This window comes from Sporocytophaga myxococcoides (assembly GCF_000775915.1).
Taxonomy (GTDB): Bacteria; Bacteroidota; Bacteroidia; order Cytophagales; family Cytophagaceae; genus Sporocytophaga; species Sporocytophaga myxococcoides_A.
The window spans coordinates 225,764-239,302 of the sequence record NZ_BBLT01000006.1 but is presented as its reverse complement, the minus strand read 5'-3'; the positions used below and the strand labels follow the sequence as shown (position 1 = coordinate 239,302).

Sequence of the window (13,539 nt, the reverse complement as noted above, 5' to 3'; positions counted from 1 at the left end):
AATTACTGTTCATCGTTTATAATTTAAATCTGACTCTATTTGAATGGATTCTCATCTGCAGATGGTCCGTATATCGATGGAACAGGAATACCATTCATTCTCATATAAACTGTCAGCTGACCTCGGTGATGGATCCAGTGATTGATTGCTTCTGATATTGATTCTTCCAGCTTCTGAGATATCAGGACTTTTCCCTGAGTTTTCAATGTAAAAGTCCTGGAGAGGTCCTCATCCTTGATATTGTGTAATGATGTTTTAGCTTTATAAATATTGTCTTCGAAGTAAGAAACCATCTCAGTTGTTGATTTTGGACTAAGCCTTGTAAATGTGGCAAGGTCAATTTCTCCATTCTCGATCATAGCCGCTATCCAAAGTGGAATTTGAGCAACAAGCGTTGTCAGATATCCAAGTTCCATGGAAGTTGGATGTGGTTTATATCCATATAGATTTTCGGGGACACGTTCAAGACAATTTCTGGTAGATGGTACTTCCTTGTCAAGTTCCCTGAGGATAGAACTCGTCATAATAGTTGATCCCATAGTAATTATATTAATTAATGAAATGAATTATAAACTCCTTTTTAAATCAAATAAATAAAAAAGACAGTTCACTGGAGATTGGCTTTTTGTTTATAACCTTTACCTGCTAATGGTGTTTTTTTTAAATAGAAAAACACCTGAAAAAAAAAGTTTTCTTAAATTATCACAATTTTATATCTTAGGTATTAAATCAAAACCAATACTTTTTTAATTGTAATTACTTTCAACGACTATATAAAATCTATAAATAACAGCTTGACAATGATGATATCCAGGAAGCATATAGCAAACTGGTAAAATTTGTAATGAAACTGAATTCTTCTTTTTCAAGCGATTTATCCCACGTGTATTCTTTTGGAATTGTCTTTCAAGGTTACATGGATTATACCTACTTCTATTTCTAAATGACTTTTTAATGAAAAGAAAACTTCGCTTTGGATTGGAATTAAACCATTCTAAGAAGAGGTTGTAGATTTGGTTGTTGGCCAGAACATTGAGGTTCAGGATAAGTATTGGCAAATATAAAAATCAACCAAATGGAATAAAGACAGAACCCAGACCTCAATATTCTGTAGTTGAAGCAATACTAGTCGAAAATCCGAACTTTAATGATTTAGGTAAACTAACTCAGCTTCTTAAAAGTCTTTGATTAAAGTCACAGATGAATAATTACTCAAATACAAGAAAGATAAATTCAGATAAGAAATAGTTGTATTCTTTTCAATAGTTAGTGTATTATATCAGGATCATTTCTCTGCCAATTAATAAAAAAGGATATGCAGAGACATATCCTTTTTTTATTAATTATTCTACATTTAGAATGAAAATACAATGAATAAATTACATTCCTACAATCCCACCTAATCCAGCAGCTATTCCCGAAATTACCAACATTGCGAATAACCACCATCCTGCTTCCGCTGCTAGTTTTCTAGTGTCTTCTGCTTTTTCTAAAGCGTATTCACTTGCTTCTCTGGTTTTACGTGTAATTAAGCCCTCAGCTTCATCCATTCTTTGAACGGTTTCAGATTTCACCTCATCGAATTTGCGCACTACAGATTCAATTTCTGATTTATTTAGTGTTCCACTTGCAGTTAAAATTCCGACCAAGGTGTTAGTATCCATTTGATTCAGCTTCATCTTTAATACCTTTGGAGCTAATTTAGGATTTTGAACCATAAACATGAATTCCTTTTTCAAAAGATTATAATCCAATTCTGGACGATCTATTCTTCTAAACAAATTCTGGAATCTGCCTTCCAATTTTCCCATGTATTCATCTTTCTTAGAACCAAGTGCCTCCTTAGCCTTCTCTTTAACCTGCTCCTTAGTCTCCTCAAATCTGGAACTTACGATTTCTTTAATTTTAGATGAACGCAATATGGAATTTAAGGCATCTTCCAATTTATCTGCTACATTCAAAGCTTCAGATCGAGTTACCCCTTTCTGATCTGCAACGGCCGTCGCAATGTCATTCTTATCAAATAACTTTCCCTCACTTCTTATCTTTGCAATATCTACTTCGTGACTGAATATCTCATCAATTTCCGCCCTTACAATTTCAGGGTTGGTGTCAGATGGATTTCTATCCATTACATAATGCTCCACCTCATCTTTAATTTTGGGCAAATATTCTTCTTTTAATTTAGGAATATATTCTTCCTTAACTTTTGGTACTACCTCTTCCTTAACATACTCAGAAGCTTTAGCTCCAAGGCCTCCTGCCTGTCTGGAAACACCTGAAAGACCCAAACTTGCGAGTACGCTTTCAAAGGTTTTGTCTAAACTTGATACATCTGTCCTGCTAAATGCAGGTTCCTTTTCTGCAACTTTAATAAATAGTTCCTTGACGTATGGAGAGACACTTCCCTTTTGTTCTATTTTTATTTCATTTAACAAATCAGCAAGTTCGCTTCTGAATTGATGGGTATCAAACCTTGGTCTGATTTTTTCAATGACATTATCAAACTTCGTATTCAGCTGGGGATCTTCCATTAACTGATAGACTTCATCTCTGATTTTATCAACCATATTTCTATCTCTTTCCTCCTGAGTTTCACGACTTGAGAATATTGAACCTGCTCCGGAAATCCCAGACCTGATAGCTCCGATTGCTGCTCCCCAAACTCCACTGATTATTGAACCAAGAGCTCTTGATTCCAGATAAATCATTGTCATACTGAATACTGCCCAAATTACAAGGCCTAAAGTAAAGCCAATCACATTACTTTCTATCAATGATAATTTTACAGCTAACATACAAGCGAGAAATAGTGATATGGCTCCTGTAACCATAGTCCATCCTCCTGCCAGAGACATAAATTTGGATGCCACATTGTTAGTCCCTTTTTTTTCTTCTTCTGGTTCATCTTCTCTAAATCCTTCTTGTTTATTTGAATCTGTATTTCGCAGATACCTTTCTGTTTTATGTTTGATATTACCAATTGATGTGATTCCTAATGCTACTGATAAATTAGTCAGTATAAACTGAAAACCCAGAGCCATTAACACACCTGAAATAATAGTTACAAGAAAGTTGGGATTAGTTATCATTTCCGAATCCAATAAAGATGAATTTGGTCCCAGATCAGATTGGCCATATGTATTTATTGCAAGGACTATTCCAGCCAAAAGTGAAATTAATCCTATCATTGTCTTCTTCATATGAGTGTATAATTTTGTCTACTTCAAAAACTGTTGTGAATTTAATATCGTTCGAAAATTTATTGAACAAGAGATGACAATTAATTTGTTTTCTAATAGTAAGATAATTTAGAATTTTAAATCAGAGTAATATTATTGTTTGTCTGTTATCCCAATGAATGATAAATAAATTGAAGAATCTGAATTGAAGTATATCATTAAATAATAGATATGCGTTTTTGATCCATTTTTGGATTTACACAAAGAAAAATTCAAGCACTTGAGAAGTGCAAGAATTGAGAGAATAAAGGCTGGGAAGAATCACTTCTGAAAAATGATTAAAGAAAGAATTAAATTTATTAATGTTTATTGAATGTTCTTGATAAATATTGACAGAATATATTTATCGCACATTCTGCAAAGTATTTTTGTACTTCATCTCTAGCCATTAAATCATATTCAATCTTTTCTTGATATACTTCTGATAATTTTTCATTCGTAATATATGAAATAGAAACAAATGCGATGGGTTTACCCGAATCATTATTTTCATCAGGTCCTACATAACCTGTTACAGCAATGGAAAAATCACTCATAAATAGTTTGATAACTCCAAAAGCCAATTCTCTTGCTACCTTATCTGAGACGCTATTAAATTTACTTGCATGAATTGGCTCTACTCCCAGATGTTTTACTTTTTGTCCGATATTGTATGTTGTTATACCTCCCTGGTAAAAGTCAAGAGCCATAGGAACGGAAGCAAATAAAGCTTGTATATTTCCCCCGGTTACACTTTCTGCAACTGATAATGTCTTGTCATTGGAAACCAAAATATCCCTGATTTTCTCAAGATCTTCATATACAGAGCTCATAAACATTTTTCATTTAAAATATATTTATATCTATAACAAACTGGTAAAGCATTATAGTAAAAGGTTGATATCTGATATTTTAACACTTTTATTTTTGCCTTAGTTTTTTAATAAATAAGCAAGCCTAATAATGCAATCATTTAAAAACTATCAATCAGATATTTAGTCAAAAAATGAAGAGCTTTACTTTAACCCGAACTAAAAAACTAATGGGGCAAAACCTTCGGAAACGAAGTATGGTATGGCTTTGTTTTAATCTGAAAAGGTTATTGAAATATATATAGTGAAACATATGGCAAACGATAAAAAATATGCATTGATTACCGGAGGAACCAGTGGTATAGGACTTGAATTAGCAAAGTTATTTGCTCAGGAAGGTTTCAACCTTGTCCTTGTCGCCAGAGACTTTTCGGATCTCCAGGCAATTTCAGCAGAATTTAAGCATCAATTTAACATTGATGTAACCACAATTGAAAAAGATTTATCAAAAAAAGAAGCACCTTTTGAAGTTTGCGAAGAAATAAGATCTAAAAATATCCAGATTGATATACTTGTAAATAATGCTGGACAAGGCGCTTATGGTAAATTTTCTGAAACAGATGTGAATCGGGAATTGGAAATCATTCAATTAAATATTGCAGCATATGTTGTGCTGACAAAGTACTTTTTGAAAGATATGCTTTCACGAAATGAAGGAAGGATATTAAATGTCGCCTCAATCGCCGGGAAAATGCCAGGGCCATGGCAATCCGTATACCACGGCACGAAAGCTTTTGTTGTTTCTTGGACTGAAGCAATACTACAAGAGATTAAAGATACTAATATTACTATTACTACTCTTCTTCCGGGAGCTACAGCAACTGATTTTTTCCATAAAGCGGACATGGAAGAATCAACATTGGTTCAGAAAGGTGATTTAGCTGATCCTGCAGAGGTAGCTAAAGATGGATACAAAGCTTTGATGGCAGGAGAACATAAAATAGTTTCTGGGTGGAAAAATAAAGCCCAGGTAGTTATGAGTAACATCCTTCCTGATAAAGCTGTTCTGGAAATGTCAGAAAAACAAAACAAACCTGCATAATAAATAAGGCTTGTGAAATGAAATATATTGTCCTGAAAAGTCAACAACTGTTGAAGGACAATATATTTCATGGCTGAAAACTATTAAAACCATAATACTAATATTTTTATATTGTCCTGAAAATTCCCTAAAAAAGAAACTATATAAATTTCGTGTTAATAAATGAACTATTTGATTTAGCATTTATAGTTCAGTTTTAATAATCTTTTTTTGCTCTTTCCTTTTTTACTTTAACAGCTTGTTTTCCTAAAGCTGATTTAGTCTTTGCAGGGAGGTGTTTTAAGGTTTGCTTTTCTTTAGCTGATTTTGCTGCTTTCTTTAAATTTTTCTTTGCTGCTGGGCTTTGTTTAGGAGATGTCATAAATCAGTCTTTTAAAGAAACCTTCCGATACCGACTATTGTTCCTTAACAAGCCTTAGTGTGGCATCAATATATTATCAATTTTATTAAAAACTATGACGAACGTTTTTTTTATACGAATTGTATAAACGTAATCATAACTCAATTAATAATGAAATTAACTCCATCAGAAGTTCCTCTTACAGAACCTCAGGTTAAAAAAGGACTGCACTTGATTGTGCAGGATGGTCTCATGGCAGAGGCTATGGCAACCTTAACCGGTGGCGCGTTTCTGGTATCATATGCTTTAAAGTTGGGAGCATCAAATTTTCAGATTGGATTGCTGGCATCGATGCCTACTTTAACGAATCTTTTTCAGTTACTTGCAATCTACCTAATTTACCTCATCGGCAACCGGAGAGTATTGTCGGTAACTACCTCTTTATTTGCAAGACTTCCATTAATACTGATAAGCCTTATACCATTTCTGTTTTCGCCATCTACAGGATTACCCCTCCTTATACTGTTTCTTTCCTTTCATTATATTCTAGGAGCAATTAGCGGATGCAGCTGGAATTCATGGATGAAAGATCTTGTGCCGGAAGATCAGCTTGGAACCTATTTCTCAAACAGAAGCAGACTTATTCAAATGCTGAATGTAGGGTTGAGTTTGGTTTGTGCATTCTTTCTGGATTTTATAAAATCCAGATTTCCTCAGTGGGAAATGAACACTTATTCAATAATGTTTTTCTTAGGAGGTTTAGCAGGATTGTATGGGGTATATGTTGTATCGAAGGTTCCTGAACCTAAGCTGGCCGCTATAAAATCAAATGTATTTAGTCTGTTTAAAACTCCATTTAAAGAGAAAAACTTTAGAAACCTTCTAATATTTAACTCTTTCTGGGCTTTTGCCGTGAACCTTGCAGCTCCTTTCTTCAGTGTATACCTTCTGAAAATGCTGAATTTACCATTGTCGTACGTAATAGGCTTTACTATTCTAAGCCAGGCAACAAATATTCTATTTATCAGAGTTTGGGGAAAATATTCTGATAAATACAGCAATAAAACAATTCTCAGGATTTGCGGGCCTATTTATCTTTGCTGCATACTGGCATTTACATTCACAACTATGCCTCATTCACACAGCCTTACATTGCCATTGCTTGTTCTGATTTATATGTTTAACGGAATTTCAATCGCAGGAATTAACCTTTCTTTAACAAACATAGGAATGAAACTTGCCCCTAAAGAGGGAGAAGCAACAGCTTTCCTGACAATAAGAGGTTTAACAAATGCATTCTTTGCGGGAATTGCTCCTATTATTGGTGGTTACTTTGTAGACTTCTTTTCAAAGAGGGAATTGTCGTTCAACTTTGAATGGAAAGCACCAGATGGAAATTTCATCTTACATACTTTAAATATTCAGACCTGGGACTTCTTCTTTGTATTTGCATTCATATTGGGGATAGTTGCATTATATCGACTTTCCTATGTAAAAGAAAAGGGAGAAGTACATCAAAAGGTAGTCATAAACGAAATATCCTCAAGCTTCAGAAAAGAGCTAAAAAGCAATGCGATGTTTCAGGGAATCAAAAGCATGTTTTACATACCATTTTCCATTTTTACAATACTTAAAAGAAAGAGAAAAATATATAAATATAAGGTAAGTAAAAAAGCAGACAGGACAGCAGCAAAATTGGTATCTTATTCTGAAAAACCTAAAAAAAATCACACCAAAGAAAGAAAATTAATCAAAGCATAACTGATTAATTCACTTGTCAGGTTTGTACCAACTTGGTAAGATTAAACTCCTGGGATGGTTCTATTAATTGCTTTACTGCTGATAGGATCACTTCGGGAGTTATTTCTTTTGGTTTATTAATAAATGATTTTTGATAAGCATAGTTGATGATAGTATTTTTGCTTAGCATGTCTGCCGGAACATCAAAGGGTAAAACAACATGTGGAACACACCAAGGTGCATGCTGAGGATTGGTTAGTGCATAGAGAACAACAACCGGAGTCTGAGTCGCTGCTGCAATATGAACTGTCCCTGTATTATTTGATACTACAACCTTAGCTTTTTTTATTAAAGCTATAAATCCGCTCAAATCCAATTCACCAGCAAGATTAATCACTTTGTTATCAGTATTTCTTTCGATCTCTTCTGCTAATTTCCTTTCTTCTTTATTACCCGTTACCACAACAGGTATTCCTAATCTATCAACCAATAAATTTGCTGCTTCAGAAAACTTATCAAGGGGAAACATTCTCTTTTCTTCACTGGCTCCCGGATGAATAACTATATAATTTCCCTGTTTAATTCCCTTTCCTTTCAACAGTTCTGTGATGTCGCTATCATAATCTGAAGGAAGGCAAATATTTAACTCCTTATTAGCAATGTAACATCCTGCATATCCTACCAAATCCAGTTGTCTTATGACTTCATGTTTTATTTCTGTCAGAGGTTCTTCTTCAGGAACCCATTCAGAAATAAGGTGATAAGGATTTTCGCGACAATAACCTAATACTTTGGGAATTTCAGCCAAATGACAAAGCATGGCTGCTGGCAGAGGGTTTTGACTATAAACTGTAAAGATTATTGCTCCATCAAAATTTTCTCTTTTTAAAAGTTCAATCATTTCAAAAGTCTTGGAGGAAGAAAATGTACCGTTATTTTTTACCCATGGTGTATCGAAAACAATAACTTTGTCAATGGTAGGAATAAATTGAGCAACAGCTTTTCCTGCTGAGGAAGTAAGCAAAGTAATCTTTCTTTCCGGAAAACTATCTTTTAATGCCCGAAGTGCAGGGGTTGTCATCAATACGTCGCCCATATTATCCAGTCGAATGCACAGAATATTCCTGAGATCCTTCCATTCTTTGAAAATTACCATATTGATTCAGTTTACATGTTAGTCTAATTTATACTGCCTTCGTAGAGGGATTTGAATCTTTGATTTTATTTATAATATTCGTAGTTGACTTATCTTCAACAAAACTTATAACTTTCACCTCTCCTCCAAACTGATTGACCAGACTGGCTTCAGGGATAATTTTGGTTTTATAATCTCCCCCTTTGACAAAAACATCTGGTTTTATTTCTTCAATTATTTTAGAAGGGGAATCTTCTTCAAATGGAATTATAAAGTCAATGCTTGCTAGCCCTGATAATACACTGATTCTGTCGTCGAGACTATTTATAGGACGGTCATTTCCTTTAAGTCTTTTAATACTTTCATCACTATTGAGTCCCACAATTAATATATCTCCAAAGCTTTTGGCTTTATTCAAAAGATCTATATGTCCTTTATGCAGAATATCAAAACAACCATTGGCAAAGACAATTTTTTTACCGCTTGCTTTCAGTATTTTTATCTTACCAGCAAGACTTAAAAGCGAGCTTACATATTTTGGGTTTTCACTAAAATAAATTATTAATTCTTCTGCGCTACAGCTACAGGTTCCTTCTTTCTGAACAACAATTGAAGCAGCAGCAGAGGCGATTTCAAGAGCTATCTTTGCATCATCCTTGCAGCAAAATGAAAGTGCCATAGCGCTTATAAAAGTGTCTCCTGCGCCTATTGCATTTTTGTTTTCACCAGGAATGGCTTTTATCCATAAAGGTTCTTTACCATTTTCAAATAATATTGAACCATCTGCATCCATTGTAGATATGACTGCCTGAGAACCTGTAACTTCAAGCAGACTTTGTCCTTTGGCAGACACTTGTTTAATTCTGCTTCTGTTGGTTATTTTTGGAAGATTTAACAGATTAAGGGTCTCTTCATAATTTGGCTTTACAGCTTTGGGGTGAATAGATTTAAACCTCCTAAGATCCTTTGAATCAACAATAAAAATCTTTTCATTATTTGATTTTAATTCCTGCAGGTGCTGTATCACTTCCCCTGTCAATATTCCATATCCATAGTCAGAGAGAATAACAGCATCAACAGAAGGATAAACTTTATTAATTCTTTCAGCCAGTGAAGATTCATTTTCTGAGGAAATAGCATCTGTATTACCTTCATCAATTCTTAATAGGATTGAAGATGATGCAGTTACTCTTCGTTTAGAAATAGTGCTTCTATTCTTATCCTGAAGAATATAGTCAGTATTGACATTATTACTTTTTAATATGTCTATAAGCACTTTACCGTCATTGTCATTCCCAAGGACAGTAAGAAAAATTACCATTGCTCCCAATGCTGCACAATTGATTGCTGTGTTTGCAGCACCTCCGCATTCGTGGATTTGTTCCTCCACATTAATAATCGGAACTGGAGCTTCCCTGCTAAGCCTTTCGGAATTTCCTTTTATATAAGTATCAAGAATGGCATCTCCAATGATCAATATTTTCTTTCCCTCAAAACTCCGAATCAAGTCACAATATTGATTATTCATAGCTTAAGTTTTCTATTTAAATCAACTATACTTTCTAACGCATCTTTCAGATTATCAGCAACGAAGTCTGGCCTTCTATATGGACCTAACAACCATTCAGTTTCATTTCCATTGTTTATGAGTACCGTTTTGCATCCTGCCCTGCTCCCTGCCTCAACATCATTAAGTATGTCGCCTACCATCCAGGAATGTGACAAATTGATATTATGGTCTGCTGCTGCTGTTAAGATCATGCCTTCTTTAGGCTTCCTGCAACTACAATCTCTTCTGTATTCCGGATATGCGCTGCCAGGATGATGAGGACAATAATAATAGCCATCTAGCCGAATTGAAAACCGGTTTAAATAGGTAAATAAATAATCCCCTACATTTTTAACTTCTTCTTCTTTACAATATCCCAGGCCAACTCCCGACTGATTGGTAACCACTATAACTTTAAAACCCATGTCCTGTAGCTCTTTAAGTCCCTTAAAAGCATTTTCAAAAACAACAATTTTTTTAACATCAACATTGTAGGGAATGTCTTTTATGAGTGTCCCGTCTTTGTCAAGAAATATTGCCCTTTCCATATTATTTTATATTTAAGGCCATGATGTTTCGCGCATTGGTATAACCATTACTTCAGGAATAACAGATCCTTCAGGCTGCATTAAAACATGTCTTACAGTAAATGCAACATTCTTGGGATCTTGCAGCAGATTGGGATCCACATCTGGAAAACGTTCCAGAATAAACGGAGTCTGCATTCCTCCTGCAACAATAGCTGTGACTTTAAGATTGTCTTTTCTGGCTTCCACATGCAGCGCATGACTGAATCCCAAAAGCCCCCATTTGCTTGCGTGATAAGCAGATGCATTTGCCCAGGTTCTTTTGGCAGCTGTAGAAACGATATTTACAATATGCCCCTTGCCATTTTTAAGTAAATGAGGATAAGAAGCCTTGGCAACATTAAAAGGTCCTGAAAGATTTACCTTAATCACTCTATTCCATTCATCATAAGTAAGTTCGTCTACCGATTTGGTATAATCTACACCGGCATTATTAATGACAACATCAAGTTTCCCATGATCTCTTATAATTGCGGCGATTACATCCTCTACATTATCCTGATCTCCTACATCCATTTTATAGTCACATGCTCTACCTCCAAGGCTATTGATTTCATTTACGATATTTTTAAGATTATCCTGATTTATATCTACAGGTATGATGGTTGCCCCATCTGTGGCTAACATTCTTCCTATTGCAGCTCCCAACCCCTGACCTCCGCCTGTTACAAGAATTACTTTATCCTTAAGCATAGTTTTAAATTTGATTTATCTTTTTCTCTTTTAATATTTTAGATTTTCCTATGTTACCCAAAAATTCATTGATAGAATTTTGAATTTTACCAAATCGTGTGACTGGAAATCCAAGTACTTCTTCATATATTTCAGATACCATTTTACCAACCCGTTCCCAGGTAAATAAAGTATTGACTCTTCTTACAGAATTGATACAAAATCTTCTCATTAATCCCTTATCTATAGAGAGATCATACAACCTTTTGGCCAGAAGCTCAGGATCATTAGGAGGAACAAGAAATCCTGTTTCCCCGTGTTTTACACTGAATTTGATTCCACCCACATTAGAACCTATTACAGGAGTGCCGCAAGCCATAGATTCCAAAGGTGTAATGCCAAATGGCTCATACCATGGTGTTGTCACAAATACGTCAGCAGCATTATAATAATGTTTTAAGACTCCTCTTTCCTTTCTTCCTGTAAATAATACTTTTGAATCAATCTTTTCATTTCTTGCTAGATCCATAAGCCTTGCTATTTCAGGAGTTTTAGAAGGATCTGGTTCGTCCGATTCTCCTCCTACAATAAGAAGCTTTACACGACCATCCTTAATTTTAAGAAGTTCCTTCACACCGAGCACTACATTATCAATACCTTTCCTTTTGACTAGTCTTCCTAACTGTAGTATTACAAATTCTGAAGGATCTATCCCAAGCTTTAATTTTGACCTGTATTTGTCCATCGGAAAGAATTCCGTTTTATCAAAACCACAAGGTATAACACGAACTTTACCTGGATCTGCCATATAATGAATGATCAGATCTTCCATATCCTGAGGACATTCTGCAATGATCATATCGGCTTCTTTGGCAACCTGCTCTTCAATTATGAAGCGCTCATCCGGAAACCCATCATCTTTGCCTTGATATAATCTTCTTATTCTGCCAAGAGCATGAAATGTTATGATATAAGGAATTGAAAGAATTTTTTTGATTATTGCTGCAACATATCCTGACATCCAGAAATGAGCATGAATCAATTCATAGTTTATTTTATTCGAATCAATGAAGTGAATCATTCCGGAAGCAAATTCATCCATAAACACAAAAATATTCTCTTTAGGAAGAACTTCCTTAGGACCCGCTTTTATGTGCACAACCCGAACACCCGGTTCCAGCATGATCTCTTGATTTATACTGGGATTATCCCACCTGGTAAAAATATCAATCTCAAAGCCGAACTGAGCAAGTTTAGATGCAAGCATTGAAACATATACGTTTTGTCCTCCACTATCTACCCCACCTATTAATGCAAGAGGAGAAGCATGTTCACTTATAAATGCTACTTTCCTTTTCATAATCTTAAACCTCAACCTCCTCCCTGCTCTTTAACACTGCGTTAAACGTTTCAAGCCAGTCATTCTTAAATCTTTCTATACTGAATTTAGATAAAGCTATTGACTTTGCTCCATCACCAAGCTGTTTTGCTTTCTGAGGATCATCCAATAAACTTTTCATTTTAGAGATAAGAAAATCCACATCTGTATGGATATACCCTGATTTATCATTTACAATTGTAATTGGCATTTCAGTGCACGCTAGTCCAACGACTGGTATTCCTACCATCATCGCTTCACAAACAGAAAGACCAAGACTTGTATACCTGATTGGATTAAAAAAGAACCTATATTGAGAAATGAATGAAGCTACTTCAGTATTATTAATTTCACCCAATCCACCGACTTCATGAGATCCCATTCCTATTATATCTATTGGTATTTCATTTCTGACTTTATGAAATATATCCAGACCCAACCTCCGTCCTCTTTTAGCAATTCCGTTAATGACGACTATACCTTTATTAAGCTCACCGCTGTAAGTCACATTCGCTGGTACAAGTACCCCATGCTCAATAACTTTGGAAGGTGTCCTGTTATTGTCCCACATAAGATTGTTATAGTGTGTTACATGTACCAGCAGCATTTGTGGGTCATCCACTACATGTCTGGTATCAGTAGGGACTTCTCTGGGAGGATCGTGCTCAAGATAAATTTTAGGCAAAGCTCTCTGTTCTGGAGTCAGAATATCATATTGATCCTGCAGGTAGCTCTTTTTGGATTGAAATAAAATTATGTCAAAATCCATTTCTTTTATTTTTTCAACAGGGACATCATGAACATTGCTCCCCCATGGAAATGATGTTGTTTTTCCTCCATATCCTTCTTCCCCTCCTGGTTTTACAGGGAGATAAAATTCTGCATTTGACTGCGTAAGATAATACAGATAACTTCCATGAATATGCCATGTAAATACCCTTACAGGCTTACCTTTATCTATTGCCATACTTTTATTATTTAATCTATCTCACATTCCAACATA

Annotated in this window: 12 protein-coding genes and 1 pseudogene; 3 read left to right on the top strand and 10 right to left on the bottom strand. The window is 35.0% G+C overall.

What is annotated here, in order from left to right:
• Window positions 1-35: 35 nt before the first annotated feature.
• On the bottom strand, window positions 36-539 hold the full coding sequence (locus MYP_RS15430; protein ID WP_045465057.1) for a DinB family protein: 504 nt from the start codon (window positions 537-539) through the stop codon (window positions 36-38).
• A 263-nt stretch (window positions 540-802) separates the two neighbouring features.
• On the opposite strand from MYP_RS15430, the pseudogene MYP_RS27005 reads away from it, so the two are divergent.
• Window positions 803-943 (top strand): annotated as a pseudogene (locus MYP_RS27005) (DUF7000 family protein); the annotation flags it as partial.
• A gap of 436 nt (window positions 944-1,379) precedes the next feature.
• Here MYP_RS27005 and MYP_RS15420 read toward each other — a convergent pair.
• Both MYP_RS15420 and MYP_RS15415 read right to left on the bottom strand, forming a co-directional pair.
• Window positions 1,380-3,203, bottom strand: a complete 1,824-nt coding sequence (locus MYP_RS15420) for a hypothetical protein (protein WP_045465055.1) — start codon at window positions 3,201-3,203, stop codon at window positions 1,380-1,382.
• A 338-nt stretch (window positions 3,204-3,541) separates the two neighbouring features.
• Window positions 3,542-4,054, bottom strand: coding sequence for a CinA family protein (locus MYP_RS15415; RefSeq protein ID WP_052430250.1), 513 nt, complete (start codon window positions 4,052-4,054; stop codon window positions 3,542-3,544).
• A 292-nt stretch (window positions 4,055-4,346) separates the two neighbouring features.
• Here MYP_RS15415 and MYP_RS15410 point away from each other — a divergent pair, with 292 nt between their 5' ends.
• Window positions 4,347-5,135 (top strand): SDR family NAD(P)-dependent oxidoreductase, encoded by a 789-nt coding sequence (locus MYP_RS15410; protein ID WP_045465053.1) that lies wholly within the window; start codon window positions 4,347-4,349, stop codon window positions 5,133-5,135.
• Window positions 5,136-5,331: 196 nt separating this feature from the next.
• On the opposite strand, the gene MYP_RS26135 is transcribed toward MYP_RS15410, so the two are convergent.
• Entirely contained in the window at window positions 5,332-5,496 is a 165-nt protein-coding gene (locus MYP_RS26135) for a hypothetical protein (protein ID WP_156140658.1), read from the bottom strand.
• Between the two features lie 150 nt (window positions 5,497-5,646).
• Here MYP_RS26135 and MYP_RS15405 point away from each other — a divergent pair, with 150 nt between their 5' ends.
• Complete coding sequence (locus MYP_RS15405; RefSeq protein ID WP_052430249.1) at window positions 5,647-7,236, top strand: MFS transporter; 1,590 nt, start codon at window positions 5,647-5,649, stop codon at window positions 7,234-7,236.
• A 16-nt stretch (window positions 7,237-7,252) separates the two neighbouring features.
• Here the strand turns inward: MYP_RS15405 and MYP_RS15400 are convergent, their stop codons facing one another.
• Genes MYP_RS15400 through MYP_RS15375 form a run of 6 tightly spaced genes read right to left on the bottom strand, consistent with a single transcriptional unit; the run spans window position 7,253 to window position 13,503 of the window.
• On the bottom strand, window positions 7,253-8,371 hold the full coding sequence (locus MYP_RS15400; protein WP_045465051.1) for a glycosyltransferase family 9 protein: 1,119 nt from the start codon (window positions 8,369-8,371) through the stop codon (window positions 7,253-7,255).
• 28 nt (window positions 8,372-8,399) lie between these two features.
• Window positions 8,400-9,878 (bottom strand): D-glycero-beta-D-manno-heptose 1-phosphate adenylyltransferase, encoded by a 1,479-nt coding sequence (rfaE2, locus tag MYP_RS26610; RefSeq protein ID WP_052430248.1) that lies wholly within the window; start codon window positions 9,876-9,878, stop codon window positions 8,400-8,402.
• Complete coding sequence (locus MYP_RS15390) at window positions 9,875-10,447, bottom strand: D-glycero-alpha-D-manno-heptose-1,7-bisphosphate 7-phosphatase (protein ID WP_045465049.1); 573 nt, start codon at window positions 10,445-10,447, stop codon at window positions 9,875-9,877. Before MYP_RS15390 ends, rfaE2 begins: the two co-directional genes overlap by 4 nt.
• A 12-nt stretch (window positions 10,448-10,459) precedes the next feature.
• Entirely contained in the window at window positions 10,460-11,179 is a 720-nt protein-coding gene (locus MYP_RS15385) for an SDR family oxidoreductase (protein WP_045465047.1), read from the bottom strand.
• A gap of 4 nt (window positions 11,180-11,183) precedes the next feature.
• Window positions 11,184-12,518, bottom strand: a complete 1,335-nt coding sequence (locus tag MYP_RS15380) for a glycosyltransferase family 4 protein (RefSeq protein ID WP_081990540.1) — start codon at window positions 12,516-12,518, stop codon at window positions 11,184-11,186.
• 4 nt (window positions 12,519-12,522) lie between these two features.
• Entirely contained in the window at window positions 12,523-13,503 is a 981-nt protein-coding gene (locus tag MYP_RS15375; protein ID WP_045465044.1) for a glycosyltransferase, read from the bottom strand.
• Window positions 13,504-13,539 lie beyond the last annotated feature (36 nt).

Excerpts from the sequence above, each read along its gene's own strand:
- MYP_RS15430 (WP_045465057.1), bottom strand. The coding sequence starts at position 539 with ATGGGATCAACTATTATGACGAGTTCTATCCTCAGGGAACTTGACAAG.
- MYP_RS15420 (WP_045465055.1), bottom strand. The coding sequence starts at position 3,203 with ATGAAGAAGACAATGATAGGATTAATTTCACTTTTGGCTGGAATAGTC.
- MYP_RS15415 (WP_052430250.1), bottom strand. The coding sequence starts at position 4,054 with ATGAGCTCTGTATATGAAGATCTTGAGAAAATCAGGGATATTTTGGTT.
- MYP_RS15410 (WP_045465053.1), top strand. The coding sequence starts at position 4,347 with ATGGCAAACGATAAAAAATATGCATTGATTACCGGAGGAACCAGTGGT.
- MYP_RS26135 (WP_156140658.1), bottom strand. The coding sequence starts at position 5,496 with ATGACATCTCCTAAACAAAGCCCAGCAGCAAAGAAAAATTTAAAGAAA.
- MYP_RS15405 (WP_052430249.1), top strand. The coding sequence starts at position 5,647 with ATGAAATTAACTCCATCAGAAGTTCCTCTTACAGAACCTCAGGTTAAA.
- MYP_RS15400 (WP_045465051.1), bottom strand. The coding sequence starts at position 8,371 with ATGGTAATTTTCAAAGAATGGAAGGATCTCAGGAATATTCTGTGCATT.
- rfaE2 (WP_052430248.1), bottom strand. The coding sequence starts at position 9,878 with ATGAATAATCAATATTGTGACTTGATTCGGAGTTTTGAGGGAAAGAAA.
- MYP_RS15390 (WP_045465049.1), bottom strand. The coding sequence starts at position 10,447 with ATGGAAAGGGCAATATTTCTTGACAAAGACGGGACACTCATAAAAGAC.
- MYP_RS15385 (WP_045465047.1), bottom strand. The coding sequence starts at position 11,179 with ATGCTTAAGGATAAAGTAATTCTTGTAACAGGCGGAGGTCAGGGGTTG.
- MYP_RS15380 (WP_081990540.1), bottom strand. The coding sequence starts at position 12,518 with ATGAAAAGGAAAGTAGCATTTATAAGTGAACATGCTTCTCCTCTTGCA.
- MYP_RS15375 (WP_045465044.1), bottom strand. The coding sequence starts at position 13,503 with ATGGCAATAGATAAAGGTAAGCCTGTAAGGGTATTTACATGGCATATT.